The following is a 15,056-nucleotide window of genomic DNA, read 5'->3' as shown; positions in this document are numbered from 1 at the left end:
CCTTTAACCCAATAAGCTATCAATTAGTTTAACACCAATGTTATTTTTATAACCCTCAATCGCCGGAAAGCAGTCCTTTGAGCTAATAAAAAAACGAGACATATTGTGCCTCGTTTAAAAAGTTATGTTTAATAATTACGGAAGGATATTGCCTGCCGCACGATAAATACTATACCACTCTTCTCTTGTAAGGCGTACTTCACTTGCTTTTACGCAGTCCTTAAGCCTGTCAATATTCATTGTGCCAATCACGGGCTGCATTTGAGCAGGGTGGCGTAAAAGCCAGGCAATGGCGATAGTAGTGTTGCTGACGTCATATTTTGCTGCAATTTCATCGATCTGTTTATTCAATTCAGGAAACTTCTCATTACCAAGGAATACACCTTCAAAGAATCCATATTGGAAAGGGGACCATGGCTGAATAGTGATATCGTTTAGCCTGCAAAAATCAAGGATACTGCCATCCCGGTTTATGGCTGAATCATTTTCCATATTTACATTGATTCCATTAGAAATCATATTGGCATTAGTAATACTTAATTGCAGCTGGTTTGCAACCATAGGCTGCTTTACAAATTTCTTTAGCAGCTGAATTTGCATTGGATTTTGATTAGAAACTCCAAAATGACGTACTTTACCTGAAGTTTCAAGGATATCAAAGGCTTCAGCAACTTCTTCGGGTTCCACAAGAGTATCCGGACGGTGCAAAAGCAAAACATCAAGATAATCAGTTTTCAAACGCTGAAGAATTCCATCTACAGACTCTAAGATATGTTCTTTTGAAAAGTCAAACATTCCCTTGCGAATGCCACATTTTGATTGGAGAATAATTTTCTCGCGAATGTCTGCGTTCATATGGATGGCATCTGCGAAAATCCCCTCACATTCTCCTCCACCATAAATATCCGCATGGTCGAAGAAGTTAGCACCTTCTTCTAAAGCTGTTTGGACGAAGCGCTCAGCCTGTGGTTTGTCCAGCGAGTTAATTCGCATACAGCCAACAGCTACTACTGGAACCTCTAAAGAACTACTTCCCAGTTTCATTTTTCTCATGGACCATTTCCTCCAATGTTTAGAATGGGTTGACTTAGTGGAATGGTAAAAAGATTTATTGATTCTTTCACATCCAGCTAAATACCTGAATCATTGAAACACTTAGATATCGTACCTATTTTGACACACTAGTATGATAACTATCAATATTTATGCTAGGAGGTAAATCTTACAGTGAGAACATGATGAAAAAACGTTAATATCTACCCAGTTATATCCTCAAGGAGCCACTTATAAGTTGTGATAAAAATAGGTCATAGAGTTCGGAAAAATCTTTACTATTATTTTAGATAAATAAAAACATATATTTAGGAGTGAGAAAGTGTTTTCCTTTTTAAAACAAAAAGCTGTAAATCTTTCTCCAGGATATTTTGCACTCGTGATGGCAACGGGGGCATTATCAATAGGAACCTTTCAGCTTGGGATGGAATCATTTCCAAAGATATTATTGTATATTAATTTAATTGCCTATCTTTCATTATGGATACTTACTCTTATTCGTCTTTTTGGCTATTTTCCCAGGGTATTAGAGGATCTAACAAGCCATACAAAGGGACCAGGTTTTTTTACGTTAGTAGCAGGGACCTGTGTGCTTGGCAGCCAACTAATTATTGTTGATAGGAACTATTCTGCAGCGATTTATTTATTGGTCCTCGCTGTGCTTTTATGGCAAATTGTTATGTATACTTTTTTTGCGGCCGTTACTGTAAGAAAGGATAAGCCGGCCATTGCAGAAGGAATTAATGGGACATGGCTGATTGCGGTGGTGGCAACACAGTCCATTTCGGTACTTGGCACGCTCATATCATCCCATGTGGAAGCAGGACGGGGAGTAATCCTGTTTGTTACTTTATGTATGTACTTTCTTGGATGTATGTTATATATCAACATGATTACTCTTATCTTTTATCGTTTTATTTTTTTAAAACTTGAATACTCTGAGCTTACGCCACCTTATTGGATTAATATGGGGGCAGTGGCCATTACCACACTGGCTGGTTCAACACTCATCTTAAATTCGCGGCTTTGGCCCTTACTTGTAGAAGTTACGCCATTTTTAAAAGGGTTTACTTTATTCTTCTGGATAATGGGTACATGGTGGATCCCATTATTATTTATACTTATGATTTGGCGTTATCTTTATCATCGTTATCCGCTTTCTTACGATTCGCAGCTTTGGGGAATGGTTTTCCCACTTTCGATGTACACAGCCGGCACCTTTCAGCTATCGAAAGCCTTAAAGGTTTCTTTTTTAATAGTAATTCCCCATATTATGGTTTATATCGCGATGGCAGCATGGATATGGGTATTCCTTGGATTGATCAAACATTTATTTGATAGTTTAAGAAAGTATTCAAAATCAATGGCTAAAGAGAAGTCATAAAAAGGAGACCCTTAAAAGGTCTCCTTTGTTGCTATGCTTTTACCTCACTTAATAAGGCAATCTAGATATAAAAGAAGCTTGCAGAGTTACTTTTTCTGCAAGCAGTATACTTATTATTATCTAATTAACAGAATGTGTCTTTAGAAGAGGGAACTTTCAATCCAAATAATGGGCGTATAAATAAAGCTGCGAATGTTCCAAGCATCGCCATAATGGCCCAAACCCATCCGTGAAGACTAAAGGAAGAGATTCCGCTGAAATAGGCTCCTATGTTACAGCCGAATGCAAGTCGGGATCCATATCCCATCAATAATCCTCCAAGAATGGCCGCTCCAGCTACACCTAGCTTAATTTTTTTAGGTTTAAAAGTGCCCTGGAAGGAAGCTGAAATAAAGGCTCCCAAGATGATTCCAAAGTTCATGACACTTGTAGAATCAGCTAAGACTGTATTTTTAAGAGCCTGTCCATTAGGTCCAGCAAAATAACCCCAGCTGGAAACATCGACACCTGCTGCATTAAGGAACTTTCCACCCCATAGAGCAAAGGCTGAAGTTATTCCCCATGGATTTCCGCGAACAGTAAGAACTAAAGCATTGAGTACTGCCAATACAATCGCAGCAGTAAATAATGGCCATGAACCACGTAAAACCTTTTTCCATCCTGTTGTTGTCGGAAGTGGTTTCATCATTGGCGGATTTTTCTTTTTAGCAATTTTAACAGTAACCCAGTAAATGGCGATAAACACTACCATTTGAAGGAGCCAGGCACCAAAATATCCAAGACCTGTTGTTTCAGCTAAAGAAATAGCTGGGAGAGTCGGAGTGTTATTCCAAAACGGAAGGTGATAAGCTCCAAGGGTTGAACCTGCAATAAAGGCGATAAGAGTTAAAATCATGGAAGATGAACCTCCGCCCAAGCTATACAAGGTTCCTGAGGCGCATCCATTACCAAGCTGCATGCCTATTCCAAAAAGAAAGGCACCGAATATTACGCTGACACCAACAGGGGAAACGTAGCCTTTTGGAGCAATTCCGGTAAAGCTAAAGCCGGTACTTAATATAATTGCAAATAATGTAGTTGAGACAGCAAACATAAGCATATGTGCCTGAAGCCCTTGAACATTCCCAACGGAAACAAGTCTGCGGAAAGCTGATGTAAAACCAAAGCGGGCATAAAGCAATGTTGCTCCCAAAAGTAAACCTATAAGGAATAGGCTGCCTTGTGTCCAATTGGATGAATGGACAATAGCAAATAATAGAATAAGAGATATAATAATCCCGACAACAACCAATCCCTTTTGCATTGGGCTTAAGTTAGATACAATAGTGGTCGATTGGGATTTGTGATGTAATGGTTTAGTAGTGCTAACTACTGTTTGTGCCAATTTATTTACCCCCATAACCGATAGATTTAGTATGAATTTATGACTTAACAATAGTAATACAATTTTAATTGAAAGTAAAGGAGTAAGATCCTTCCAAATCTTAGGTTGCAAAAACGGGGTAAAAAGTTCGAATGCTTTTTCCATCAGGGCTTTTAATTAGTTCAAGCGTGTAAGTGACACCGTTAATTAATGAGTTAACAGGTGCATTAGGCATAGCTCGAACAGTTCCCATTGCTAAAAGTCCCTCAGGGCTCAGGCCAACAAAGAATGCACATTTTTTCTTGAAGATTTTAATAAAACGTCTTTTGGCAAAATCGTAAGCCTTTAAATGGAAGCTAATTGTCACTACTATTGGTGCGACAGGATTTTGTTCCTGTTGATTGGCACAGCTTATATCAAGTTGGTCTTTATGATGTATAACATTACTAACTTCAAGCCAGTATTTATACCAAAAATGATGACCTACCAGCTTTCTTCCTTTTTGTTCCCCAATAAAGACATGCTCGAAGCCGGATAAATCCTTGCCGCTTTCCCAATCAAATTGCCGAAACCATAGTTCGTATAGATATGTATACCACTCGGAGGGGGTTAATTCAATTTGGTTATTCTCCTCAATAAACTTTTTAGCAATTACCATTGGAGGGGAGCTTATAGCCATTGATAAAAAGTCTTCAATTTCATTAGCTTCACTCTCTGTATTCTTTTCTTTACTTGTTTGATTCAGTGAAAAGTTATCCAGGAGCTTTTCGAACAAAAGATAGCTGCTTCTTTTTTTATCCGGTATATGTATATCCCTTAAAATAAAATGTTGAGAATTACCGCTTTCCATATCTACAACAACGAATCCTTGTGAAATATCACCTTTTTCATTAGGTAAGATTGGCCGAATACCATTGCCTCTCATATCTGCGTCCCAAATAGCCTGGTAGATATTCATATCAGATTCTCCTAAACCATGCGCTGAACGTAATAAAAATCAAGCCGATTTACTTTATGTAATTGCTAAAAACAATTAGTCTAACGGTAATCCTTTTTATTGTGGCTGATATGAACCCTTTCATTCAGGCGAGTAATAATGTTATAGATTGTCCTGTATTTAATTTGGAGTTAAATTGAATGGTGATAATCTATAGCAAGCCTAAACAGTATTATAAGCTCCTAATTCGGGTAGTATATCTTCGAGTATTATGTTTAAGGGACTAATCGGCGTTATTCATATAAATGAACTGCAGTCATGCCTGGGATCAATATAAATTGGAAGTAGGAAGGGAGTTTTGTTAGTAATGAAGTATGTACAATCACAAATGCAAAAGCTTGTTAAGGATAATAAAGAATTACAAAAGAGACTAAAAGAGATAATGAAAGAACATGATCTGGAGAAAAGCTTTGCTCTAAAAGCGCTGTATCATGCAGAGGTGGCTGCAGGCGGAAAATTTCAGTCAGCCTATCAAGGACTTGACTTGCCTAAAGGGTAAGTCATTTTTTTTAGTTATTTTTTGTGTTAGCTAACTTATAGTTCACGCACCTTTCAATGAACTTTAGCATCCCTAATTATGGATGAGGCAGAATCATTAGATTTCGGTGTATTTGCAACTAAATTCCATCAGAAGGTATAATTACGAGGAGTTATTGGAGTAGATATTGCCCAGTGCTATTAGGTTTTAATATAAACATTTAGGTTTTTTCGTTATGATCGGTGTCTTCGAGAAGGGATGACAAGATGAAAAGAGAAGTTACTTTAAAGGTAAAAGGTAAGTTTGTAAATAAATATAAAAATGGTTATCCGCTTATTATGAAGGAAGCAATTATAAACATAAATGATGCTTCTGAAGAGGGGAACATTGTCCGGCTTGTGGATGAAATGAATCATTTTATAGCAAAGGGATACTATGGTAAACAAAATAAAGGTTATGGATGGGTTCTCAGCAGAAAAGAAAAGGAACAAATCGACCAAAGTTTTTTTACTAATAAAATTAAAGATGCGATTAAGATTAGGGAGCCGTTTTTTCAAAGCGAGGATACCAATGCGTTCCGAATTGTGAATGGCGAAGGTGATGGTTTGGGTGGGTTAACCATTGAATATTTTGATGGCTACTATTTAATCAACTGGTACAGCAAAGGTATTTACGAGTTCCGAGACTATATTGTAAATGCGTTAAAAGAGTTAACTGAATTTAAAGCGATATATCAAAAGAAGAGATTCGATGTCAGTGGAAAGTATATCGAAGATGATGATTTTGTAACAGGAGAAAGAGGAGCTTTCCCGATTATTGTAAAAGAAAATGGTGTGAATTTTGCTGTTTATTTAAATGAAAGTGCCATGGTCGGTGTATTTTTAGATCAAAGGGATGTAAGAAAAAGAATCCGGGATGCTTATGCAAACGGAAAGAATGTTCTAAATACCTTTTCGTATACTGGTGCTTTTTCGGTGTTTGCTGCCTTGGGGGGCGCTGCAAAAACAACAAGCGTGGACTTAGCAAACCGAAGTCTAAGCAAAACCATAGAGCAGTTTAGCTTGAATGGGATCGATTATGAATCACAGGATATAAAAGTCCAGGATGTCTTCCATTACTTTAAATATGCCGTAAAACATCAGCTGAAATTTGATATGGTCATACTTGATCCGCCAAGCTTTGCCAGGTCTAAAAAGATGGTATTTAGCGCGGAAAAGGACTATAAGAATCTTTTAATGGAAGCCATTGCTATTACTGAAGATCAAGGGATTATAGTAGCTTCCACCAATTCAAGTGCTTTTAACATGAGTAAATTTAAAAGCTTTATTGACCAGGCATTTAAGGAAACTAATAAAAGTTATAAGATAATAGAAGAATTTTCTCTGCCGAAAGATTTTAAAACCATTAAAGAATTTCCGGAAGGCAGCTATCTGAAGGTTGTTTTTATAAAGAAAATGCAATAAGGGAAAAGTTACCCACAATTGAATAGAGTTCCTCCCTTGGAAATAAAGAAAAAAAGAAAGTCTTACTAGGGTGCAAGTGATAAATCTAAGAGTGTAACAGGACAAGCTTTTGCAATCGATGGCGGTTACACAACACAATAATCTTAAACTCGATCTATAATTTATGGTAAATCGCCACATTTAAAAACCCCGGCATAGTTTTATGCCGGGGTTTTTGTTTACTAAGTAATAAATTTAGCTTCCTGCACGCAAATTTGGATTAGTTACATAAGCAGCAAGTGTTTCTGCGCTTTCCTGCAGTCTTTCTTCAGTTAATGTCATCATTCCTTGTAAAAGGAATGAGGGCAGGAAATGCATACCGCATAGGTTTGCTGTTGCTTGGAATGGCCGGGTTAACTCACTCATGGAATAATGGTTGTAACCGCCTGCCTGGTAAGCCTCAGCTGGACCACCAGAAGAAATAGCAAGCATAAACTCTTTTCCTTGCAGTCTGGTTCCTTTTGATCCGTAAGCAAAACCGTATGTTAAAACTACATCCTGCCACTGCTTTAATAAAGCAGGGGAGCTGTACCAATAGAAGGGGAATTGCAGAACAATACGATCATTTTCCAATAATAGCTGCTGCTCTTTTTCTGCATCGATTTCAAATGTTGGGTAATGTGCATATAGATTATGGACTGTTACATCTTCTTCTTGTTGAAGACGGTTCAGCCACGTTTTATTTACTTTTGAGCGCTCCAGGTTTGGATGAGCAACGATGACTAAGGTTTTCATAAAAAATCACCTTTCTGGTTGATTTGAGTTATAATTTGTTTGTACATACAATTAAATATGATTTTAAATAAAACATTTGTTTCAAATATGCATTTTTGAGAAAGAAATAGCTCTCTTTTGTATTTTTAAAATTAAGCTTCCATCAAGGAAGGCTGAAGAACGTAATCAACATATCCTTTAGCATTTTCTGCAAGTTCTGTATCTGAGATATGCATAACACCATTCAGCACGAATAATGGCATAAATTGAGTACCAATAAGATTGCTAGTTTGCTGTAAAGGAGTGGTTAAGGTCTCCATGGTAAAATGATTGTACCCAGTTGACTGGTAAGAATCTTGTGGGCCAAAGGTAGAAATCGCAAGGCCTAGTTCCTTCCCGTGAAGCTTGTCACCGCCTTCTCCATATGCCCATCCGTAGGAAAGAACTTCATCCTGCCATTGTTTCAGCAAAGGCGGTGTGCTGTACCAGTAGAATGGGAATTGAAGAATAATACGGTCATGTGATGCTAACAGGCTTTGTTCGTGTTCTACGTTAATTTTTCCATCTGGATATGCTTGATAAAGAGTATGAAGTGTAATCTCTTCATGCTTTTGCAATTCCTCCATCCAGGCACGATTAATTCGCGATTGATCAAGATTAGGGTGAGTGATGATGACGAGTGTTTTCATAGTTAAGTCTCCTTTTGAATTTCTTTAATAGTTTTCGATTCGTTTTCTGTTCCATACATCTAATTTCTGGCCAAAGTTATTAGTTATCCAATTTTTACTTTTCTTCAAAGATAATTTCTGGTTCTGTTTGATTTTCATACATGCTAAAAAACGTATTTGCAATATTTTCAGGGGAGAAATAGGTACCTGCATTAACAAATCCTTGAATTGTTAATGTGCCAACATAAATACCTTGCGGATTCAACTCCTGATGCAAGCTGTATGCTAGACTGCGTAATCCTGCTTTTCCAATAGATAATGAAGAAAAATTAGCATATGGATAAAGTGCCAGCCCGCCGCCTGTTAAAAGGATAGTTCCATTTTCCATATGAGGGACAACTTTTTTAACACTTGTTAGTGCTCCAGCAACGTTAATGTTAAAATCATTAATTAAAGCATCTGCACTTAATTCTGTTGGTTTGCCTGGCTTTCCTGAAAACGCATTGTATAAGAGAACATCAACTTTTCCATAAGTTTCAAAAACAGCATCCATTGCTGCCTTTAAGGACACTGCTGAGGATACATCTCCAACAAATCCTTTTGCCTCAATTCCATCACTCTGCAGTTCTTCTTCATATTGCTGCAATGCTGTTAAACGACGGGCAATGAGAGCTACTTTAAAACCTTCCTTGCCAAATTTCCTGGCAGTGCTCAGGCTAATGCCTGATCCTGCACCCACAATAAGCATTACTTTTTCTGACATGAATAGTTCCTCCTGCTTTCAACGTTTGTATATACAAATGAAAAAACAAAAAAAATCAAATTAATTTTAAAGATTATTGCCCTCCCAATATTATTGTTTGTACAAGCAACTATAAAGGGGAAATCCTTTTAATGAATACATTTTTAATATTCATTAAAGGATAACGTACTACTGTTTTTCAAGTTTAGAGCCTGCCTCATTGACTAATTTATTTAGTGCTTTTCCTTCTTCTTCACCTAAAACATCCGAGTAAGCCCGATATAGAATTTTCCAGCCATCCTTTATATCTTTAAGGATAGCTTCTCCATTTTCAGTTGGAAAATTTAAAGACCTCTTACCCTCTGTTTTACGCTCAATCAAACCTTTTTCGACGAGCTTATCAACAAATCGAGTAATAGTAGAAGGCTTCAAATGCAGAGCGTCTGCTAACTCTGACTGTGAGATGCCTGGCTTATCAATAACCAGCATCATTAAAAATGCATGAGTAGGAGATAAACCTGTTTTTTTAAAGGAATCTTCAGCCATTTTTGTAATGGCACGAGAAAGTTTATTGACTGTGAAATACAGGCAATTGTCAAAAAAGTCATCTATCATAATTAAAACCCCTTACGTTTTGCTTGTACATACAAATTACATCAATCCATACTTTTTGTCAAACAGGCATTAACATTAACTTACAAAACAATCTTATCTAAAAAGGCATAAAAAGGCACGAATCGGTTTTGAAGAAAAAAGTAATTCTAATTATTAATTGATTTTTCTAAAATATCGCTATAATATGATTGTATGTACAAACAACAAACAAAATGAAAGGATGAATTAACTATAAAGATAAAATAAACAGAACTATCATAAAAGGAGGAAGCAAAAATCACGGAACATGAAGCCGAATCATAGAGTTGAAAAATGAGCAGGGTAGGTTAAAAGAAGGATGGTGATTAAAATAAGTTCTATTCCGTTTAACAAATTAATGTATTTGTATATGGGAACTTCAAATCTCGAATCTGATTTTTATTACTATAAATCTGTGCTTGGGGGCAAATTGCATTGGGCATTCGACCGATTTGGTGCAAAGGTCGCAGCATTTGAAATAGGAGAAGGACCACTAATATTAATCGCAGATCACCTTACTCCACCGACATGCATGCCAATTTATGAAGTTAAGGATCTAGATGCAACAGTAAAGGAATTAAGAAATAGAGGCTGGAAGGAAGAAAGTGGACCAATTGGTATACCGAATGGACCTTGTTACACATTTAAGGACATAACTGGTAATTCCTTTGGTATATTCGAAAACAGAAGGCCTACCGTTGCAGAGGATTCTTACAGGGATAAAGATAATGAATATCGGATTATTAATTAACCGCGAATTTTCATAAAAAAGTTTTTTTATAATAAATTGTATGTACAAGCAATTGAAAAGGAGAAGGACATAGTGTCTCAATTTAGAAAAATTGCCCTCATTACCGGTGGAAACAAAGGTATTGGGTTTGAATTAAGCAAGCAATTAGCAGAGAAAAACTTTCAAGTATTATTGGGCAGCAGAGACCGAGATAAAGGACAAAAAACTGTTTCATCCTTGCAGAAACAGGGATATGAGGTTAGCTTTGTTGAGCTTGATGTCGACAATACCGAAAGCATTCAGAAAGCGGTGGAGTGCGTTCAACAAACATACGGCCGCCTGGATGTGTTAATTAATAATGCTGGTGTCTATTTGGATGAGGGCATAAAGCTAATAGAAGAAGACCCTGCTATTTTAGAAAAAACAATGAGAACGAACCTCTTGGGACCTTATCATCTCATACGATCTTTTCTTCCACTAATGAAGAAAAATAATTACGGAAGGATTGTCAATATTTCTTCGGGCTATGGGCAAATGGATGAAATGGATTACACAGGAGCAGGATCCTATAAATTATCAAAGCTTGCCCTAAATGGTCTTACTCGAATAATAGCTTCTGAGGTTTCTGGAAATATCAAGGTCAACGCTGTCTGCCCAGGATGGGTACGTACGGATATGGGTGGACCTAATGCTCCAAGAAGTGCTGAAGAGTCATCCCGTTCCATATTATGGCTTGCGGAATTGGAGGAAGATGGTCCAAGCGGCGGGTTTTTTCGAAATGGACAGCGAATCAGTTGGTAACACAACATTTCACGAAAAAAGGACGAAATGGAAAGGAGAAGTAGGCTGTGGAGAATATGGAAGGAAAAGTATGTTTAGTTACTGGAGCCAGTCAAGGTATAGGAAAAGCAACGGCCATTGCTTTAGCAAGGATGGGGGCGACTGTAGTCATGGTCTCTTTAGATCAAGTACGCGGAGAAGCCGCATTAAAAGAAATTAAATCAATATCTGGAAACGAGAACATTGATTTAATGCTTGCAGATTTATCATCCCAACAATCAATTCGTCAATTAGCGGATAGTTTTAAACAAAAATACTCTCGTTTACATGTTCTTGTAAATAACGCAGGGGTCATGAAGTGGAAGCAGGAATTCACTACAGATAGAATTGAAAGCACATTTGCTATTAATCATCTTGCTTCTTTTTTGCTGACCAATTTACTTCTTGATCTGCTGAAGGCAAGTACTCCGGCACGAATCGTAAACGTTAGTTCAAGTGCCCAGGGTATGGGGAAAATTGAATTTGATGATTTAGATGGCCGGAAGAAATACAGCGGCATAAAAGCCTATAATCAGTCAAAACTGGCCAATGTATTGTTTACTTATGAACTGGATCGAATCCTGCAAGGTACGGGGGTGACCGTAAACTGTTTACATCCCGGTGTGGTCAGGACGAATTTTGGAAATACTGGATCATTATTTTTTAAAATTTCAGGGGCTTTAATGAAACCTTTCATGCTGCCACCTGACAAAGGAGCGGAAACCTCTATATTTTTAGCTTCATCGCCACAAATGGATGGTATAAGTGGAAAATATTTTGTTAAGAAAAAAGCGGCAAATTCTTCTCCTATTTCGTACGACGAGATAACCGCAAAGAAGCTTTGGGAAGTAAGTACAAAAATGACCAAACTGGCTTAAAAGAAATGATTTTAGAAACAGCTTAAAAAACGATTGAATCTAAGGAGGAGAAATATGAGATACAAATTACTTGGAAACAGCGGTTTAAGAGTTTCAGAACTTGCTTTAGGAACCATGACTTTTGGGGAAGACTGGGGTCCTTATGGTGCATCTAAAGAAGAAAGCAGAAAAGTATTTGAAGCTTATGTTGAAGCTGGAGGAAATTTCATTGATACAGCAAATATTTACTTGAACGGAACAAGCGAGAAATTTGTAGGTGAATTTATCGCATCCCGTCGGGAAGAAATGGTCCTTGCTACAAAATACTCTTTAAATTTCCTAAATCCTAAGGACCCTAATGCGGGTGGAGCCCATCGGAAGAATCTTGTCCAATCCGTGGAAGCGAGCTTAAAACGGCTGAATACAGATTATATAGATGTTCTATGGCTCCATTTTTGGGATATCTTGACTCCTGTTGAGGAAGTAATGAGGGCAATGGATGACCTAGTACGTTCGGGTAAGGTTTTATATGTTGGGATATCAGATGCACCTGCATGGGTTGTGTCAGAAGCAAATGCCATTGCAAAGCTTCGTGGCTGGTCGCCGTTTATTGGTTTGCAGATACAGTACAGCTTGATTGAACGGACGGTTGAAAGAGAATTGCTTCCAATGGCTAAGCAATCTGATATTGGAGTTACGGTTTGGTCACCTTTAGGACAGGGACTCCTTTCTGGAAAATACACGAAAAATAGCAATGATCAAAAACGATTGCATATTCCAAACCCTATGCACAACCAATTCCTTAATGAAAGAAACCTTCAAATTGCAAGAGAAGTCGACAAGATTGCAGAGGAGATGGGTCGAAGCTCTGCACAGGTTGCCCTAAACTGGGTTAGACAACAGCAGGACCGCGGTGTGATTATTCCAATTATTGGGGCTAGAACAGAGACTCAATTAAAAGATAATCTGGGCTGCCTGGAATTTGAACTTAGTCAGGACCATATTCAAAGGCTAAACGACATTAGTAAGGTTCCGTTAGGATTTCCACATGATTTCTTGGCTGCCGGACAACAACAAATGTATGCAAATATTGATAATCACAGAAAATAATAGCTAAGGGGAAAAATATGAAGAATAAAATTTGTTTAATTACTGGGGGAAATTCAGGAATTGGGAAAGCGACCGCTCTTGAATTAGCAAAAATGGGTGCAACTGTTGTGATCCTGTGCCGCAGCAACGAGAAAGGACAGGAGGCCCGGCAAGATATTATTGCACAAAGCGGAAACCACAATGTACATTTACTGATTGCAGACCTGTCCTCCCAACGGATAGTTCGTCAGGCTGCAGATCAGTTTAAGGAAAAGTTTGATAAACTGGATGTTTTAATCAATAACGCAGCAGTATTTCTTCCTAAAAGATCGGAGACAGAAGACGGCATTGAAACCACTTTTGCGACAAACTATTTATCTCACTTTTTATTAACCCATCTTTTGCTTGATTCATTAGAAGCGAGTGGAGACGGCCGAATCATTAATGTGGCATCCAAACATAATGGAATTAAAATGAATTTTGATGATTTAATGACAGAAAATAATTATACGTTTTTTAAAGCTGTTGGTCCTACTAAGCTGGCCCTGGTCCTTTTTACAAAAGAATTGGCCAAAAAGCTAGAAGGCAGACCAATTACTGTAAACAGTCTCCATCCTGGCATTATTAAGACGAACATTATGCATCAATTGCCGTGGATTTTAAGGAGCATTTTTAAATTAACGTCTGCAAGTACGGAAAAAGGAGCAAAAACTCCGGTTTATCTTGCTTCATCTCCTGAAGTAAAAGGGTTAGCGGTAAGTTCTTCTCTAATTGTAAACCAGCAAAAACAATGGCAGAAGCTGATGATGAGAGCTCTGCAAAAAAATTATGGGGTATAAGCGCCTGTTAAGGCCAGACGTATTACAATAACTAAATTCTTAGGTGTACAAACAATTATAAAAGGAGAAAGATATGAGATACAAATTACTCGGAAAAAGTGGTTTAAGAGTGTCTGAATTAGCTTTGGGAACGATGACATTTGGAGAAGATTGGGGATTTGGTGCTTCTAAGGAAGAAAGTCAAAAGATTTTCAATGCCTTTACGGAAGCAGGCGGGAACTTTATTGATACGGCGGTTAACTACACAAATGGTACAAGTGAAGCCTATTTAGGAGAATTTATTCAATCGAAACGAGAACAGTATGTTGTGGCAACGAAATATTCTTTAAACACTCGCCGGCATGATCCAAACGGCGGTGGGAATCATAGAAAAAACCTGGTTCAATCGGTTGAAGCAAGCTTGAAAAGACTTCGAACGGATTATATTGACCTTTTATGGCTCCATGCATGGGACTTTCTTACGCCTGTTGAAGAAGTAATGCGTGCCTTAGATGATTTGGTCCGTGCGGGAAAAGCATTATATGTAGGAATTTCAGATACACCAGCTTGGATTGTATCTCAAGCAAATACGCTGGCTTCATTAAGAGGATGGACTCCATTTATTGGGCTTCAGGTTGAATACAACTTGATGCAGCGGGCGCCAGAACGGGATCTTTTGCCAATGGCAAATGCCTTTGATATCGGTGTAACTGCCTGGGCGCCGATGGCAGGTGGAGCTTTAACCGGTAAATACAAAAATAATAACTCAGATCCGAAAAGACTTTCACCTAATAGTGCAAGGCTAAAAGATAAAAATATTTTAATAGCGGAAGCAGTTGTAGAAATTGCAAACGAAATTGGGCATAGTCCTGCCCAGGTGGCAATCAACTGGGTCCGTCAGCAAAGTGGCGTTATGATTCCCATTGTTGGCGCGCGTAAAGAATCTCAGATGAAGGATAATTTGGAAAGTGTTCAGTTTAATTTGGAACAAGAACATCTTGAACAATTAAATGAAGTAAGCAAAATCGAATTGGGTTTTCCACATGAGTTCCTAGCATCTGAGCCTGTGCTAAAAGCACTGCATGGGGAAACACTTTCATTAATTGATAACCATAGAAGATAAGTATAAAAGGTCACGAGGATATGGAAAACTCTCGTGGCTTTATTTTTTTAATAGAATGCCATGTAAAGGTATTCAAAGGATGATCC

At 37.8% G+C, this 15,056-nt stretch carries 16 protein-coding genes; 9 read left to right on the top strand and 7 right to left on the bottom strand.

Translation table 11 applies throughout. The features are described from left to right. Window positions 1-135: 135 nt before the first annotated feature. Entirely contained in the window at window positions 136-1,053 is a 918-nt protein-coding gene (locus G8761_RS06390; RefSeq protein ID WP_166024776.1) for an aldo/keto reductase, read from the bottom strand. Window positions 1,054-1,375: 322 nt separating this feature from the next. On the opposite strand from G8761_RS06390, the gene G8761_RS06385 reads away from it, so the two are divergent. Beyond that, window positions 1,376-2,437 (top strand): tellurite resistance/C4-dicarboxylate transporter family protein, encoded by a 1,062-nt coding sequence (locus G8761_RS06385; protein ID WP_338000917.1) that lies wholly within the window; start codon window positions 1,376-1,378, stop codon window positions 2,435-2,437. Between the two features lie 124 nt (window positions 2,438-2,561). On the opposite strand, the gene G8761_RS06380 is transcribed toward G8761_RS06385, so the two are convergent. Both G8761_RS06380 and G8761_RS06375 read right to left on the bottom strand, forming a co-directional pair. Continuing rightward, window positions 2,562-3,821 carry a YeeE/YedE family protein gene (locus G8761_RS06380; RefSeq protein WP_243449909.1) on the bottom strand — a complete coding sequence of 420 codons (1,260 nt, stop codon included), beginning with the start codon at window positions 3,819-3,821 and terminating at the stop codon, window positions 2,562-2,564. A gap of 100 nt (window positions 3,822-3,921) precedes the next feature. Beyond that, a complete protein-coding gene (locus G8761_RS06375) occupies window positions 3,922-4,758 on the bottom strand; it encodes a hypothetical protein (RefSeq protein ID WP_166024775.1) in 837 nt (278 codons plus the stop codon). 346 nt (window positions 4,759-5,104) lie between these two features. On the opposite strand from G8761_RS06375, the gene G8761_RS06370 reads away from it, so the two are divergent. Next, window positions 5,105-5,296: a hypothetical protein gene (locus G8761_RS06370; RefSeq protein ID WP_166024773.1), complete on the top strand. Its 192-nt coding sequence runs from the start codon at window positions 5,105-5,107 to the stop codon at window positions 5,294-5,296. A gap of 245 nt (window positions 5,297-5,541) precedes the next feature. Next, complete coding sequence (locus tag G8761_RS06365) at window positions 5,542-6,738, top strand: class I SAM-dependent rRNA methyltransferase (RefSeq protein WP_166024771.1); 1,197 nt, start codon at window positions 5,542-5,544, stop codon at window positions 6,736-6,738. A gap of 234 nt (window positions 6,739-6,972) precedes the next feature. Here G8761_RS06365 and G8761_RS06360 read toward each other — a convergent pair whose 3' ends face one another. The 4 genes from G8761_RS06360 to G8761_RS06345 all read right to left on the bottom strand — a co-directional run bounded on the left by G8761_RS06360 (window position 6,973) and on the right by G8761_RS06345 (window position 9,516). After that, complete coding sequence (locus tag G8761_RS06360; RefSeq protein ID WP_166024769.1) at window positions 6,973-7,512, bottom strand: NAD(P)H-dependent oxidoreductase; 540 nt, start codon at window positions 7,510-7,512, stop codon at window positions 6,973-6,975. Window positions 7,513-7,643: 131 nt separating this feature from the next. After that, window positions 7,644-8,180: an NAD(P)H-dependent oxidoreductase gene (locus G8761_RS06355; protein WP_166024767.1), complete on the bottom strand. Its 537-nt coding sequence runs from the start codon at window positions 8,178-8,180 to the stop codon at window positions 7,644-7,646. A 94-nt stretch (window positions 8,181-8,274) separates the two neighbouring features. Next, a complete protein-coding gene (locus G8761_RS06350) occupies window positions 8,275-8,922 on the bottom strand; it encodes an SDR family NAD(P)-dependent oxidoreductase (RefSeq protein ID WP_166024765.1) in 648 nt (215 codons plus the stop codon). 168 nt (window positions 8,923-9,090) lie between these two features. Then, on the bottom strand, window positions 9,091-9,516 hold the full coding sequence (locus G8761_RS06345; RefSeq protein ID WP_166024763.1) for a MarR family winged helix-turn-helix transcriptional regulator: 426 nt from the start codon (window positions 9,514-9,516) through the stop codon (window positions 9,091-9,093). Between the two features lie 337 nt (window positions 9,517-9,853). Between G8761_RS06345 and G8761_RS06340 the strand changes: the two genes are divergently transcribed. From G8761_RS06340 to G8761_RS06315, 6 genes are all read left to right on the top strand, one after another. Beyond that, on the top strand, window positions 9,854-10,285 hold the full coding sequence (locus G8761_RS06340; protein ID WP_166024761.1) for a VOC family protein: 432 nt from the start codon (window positions 9,854-9,856) through the stop codon (window positions 10,283-10,285). Between the two features lie 72 nt (window positions 10,286-10,357). Beyond that, a complete protein-coding gene (locus tag G8761_RS06335) occupies window positions 10,358-11,065 on the top strand; it encodes an SDR family NAD(P)-dependent oxidoreductase (protein ID WP_166024759.1) in 708 nt (235 codons plus the stop codon). 56 nt (window positions 11,066-11,121) lie between these two features. Continuing rightward, on the top strand, window positions 11,122-11,961 hold the full coding sequence (locus G8761_RS06330) for an SDR family oxidoreductase (protein ID WP_166024885.1): 840 nt from the start codon (window positions 11,122-11,124) through the stop codon (window positions 11,959-11,961). Window positions 11,962-12,015: 54 nt separating this feature from the next. Continuing rightward, the gene (locus tag G8761_RS06325) at window positions 12,016-13,050 is read left to right on the top strand and encodes an aldo/keto reductase (protein ID WP_166024757.1); all 1,035 of its coding nucleotides are present in this window, start codon (window positions 12,016-12,018) and stop codon (window positions 13,048-13,050) included. A gap of 17 nt (window positions 13,051-13,067) precedes the next feature. Beyond that, on the top strand, window positions 13,068-13,868 hold the full coding sequence (locus G8761_RS06320; RefSeq protein ID WP_166024755.1) for an SDR family oxidoreductase: 801 nt from the start codon (window positions 13,068-13,070) through the stop codon (window positions 13,866-13,868). A 73-nt stretch (window positions 13,869-13,941) separates the two neighbouring features. Further along, window positions 13,942-14,970 (top strand): aldo/keto reductase, encoded by a 1,029-nt coding sequence (locus tag G8761_RS06315; RefSeq protein WP_166024753.1) that lies wholly within the window; start codon window positions 13,942-13,944, stop codon window positions 14,968-14,970. Window positions 14,971-15,056: the final 86 nt, after the last annotated feature.

The organism is Neobacillus terrae, assembly GCF_011393025.1.
In the GTDB taxonomy this organism is placed as follows: Bacteria; Bacillota; Bacilli; order Bacillales; family Cytobacillaceae; genus Neobacillus_A; species Neobacillus_A terrae.
This window is presented reverse-complemented; position numbering and strand designations above follow the sequence as displayed.

Bases quoted from the DNA above. Each gene is read 5' to 3' on its own strand.
- G8761_RS06390 (WP_166024776.1), bottom strand. From the start codon at position 1,053: ATGAGAAAAATGAAACTGGGAAGTAGTTCTTTAGAGGTTCCAGTAGTA.
- G8761_RS06375 (WP_166024775.1), bottom strand. From the start codon at position 4,758: ATGAATATCTACCAGGCTATTTGGGACGCAGATATGAGAGGCAATGGT.
- G8761_RS06370 (WP_166024773.1), top strand. From the start codon at position 5,105: ATGAAGTATGTACAATCACAAATGCAAAAGCTTGTTAAGGATAATAAA.
- G8761_RS06365 (WP_166024771.1), top strand. From the start codon at position 5,542: ATGAAAAGAGAAGTTACTTTAAAGGTAAAAGGTAAGTTTGTAAATAAA.
- G8761_RS06360 (WP_166024769.1), bottom strand. From the start codon at position 7,512: ATGAAAACCTTAGTCATCGTTGCTCATCCAAACCTGGAGCGCTCAAAA.
- G8761_RS06355 (WP_166024767.1), bottom strand. From the start codon at position 8,180: ATGAAAACACTCGTCATCATCACTCACCCTAATCTTGATCAATCGCGA.
- G8761_RS06350 (WP_166024765.1), bottom strand. From the start codon at position 8,922: ATGTCAGAAAAAGTAATGCTTATTGTGGGTGCAGGATCAGGCATTAGC.
- G8761_RS06345 (WP_166024763.1), bottom strand. From the start codon at position 9,516: ATGATAGATGACTTTTTTGACAATTGCCTGTATTTCACAGTCAATAAA.
- G8761_RS06340 (WP_166024761.1), top strand. From the start codon at position 9,854: ATGGTGATTAAAATAAGTTCTATTCCGTTTAACAAATTAATGTATTTG.
- G8761_RS06330 (WP_166024885.1), top strand. From the start codon at position 11,122: ATGGAAGGAAAAGTATGTTTAGTTACTGGAGCCAGTCAAGGTATAGGA.
- G8761_RS06325 (WP_166024757.1), top strand. From the start codon at position 12,016: ATGAGATACAAATTACTTGGAAACAGCGGTTTAAGAGTTTCAGAACTT.
- G8761_RS06320 (WP_166024755.1), top strand. From the start codon at position 13,068: ATGAAGAATAAAATTTGTTTAATTACTGGGGGAAATTCAGGAATTGGG.
- G8761_RS06315 (WP_166024753.1), top strand. From the start codon at position 13,942: ATGAGATACAAATTACTCGGAAAAAGTGGTTTAAGAGTGTCTGAATTA.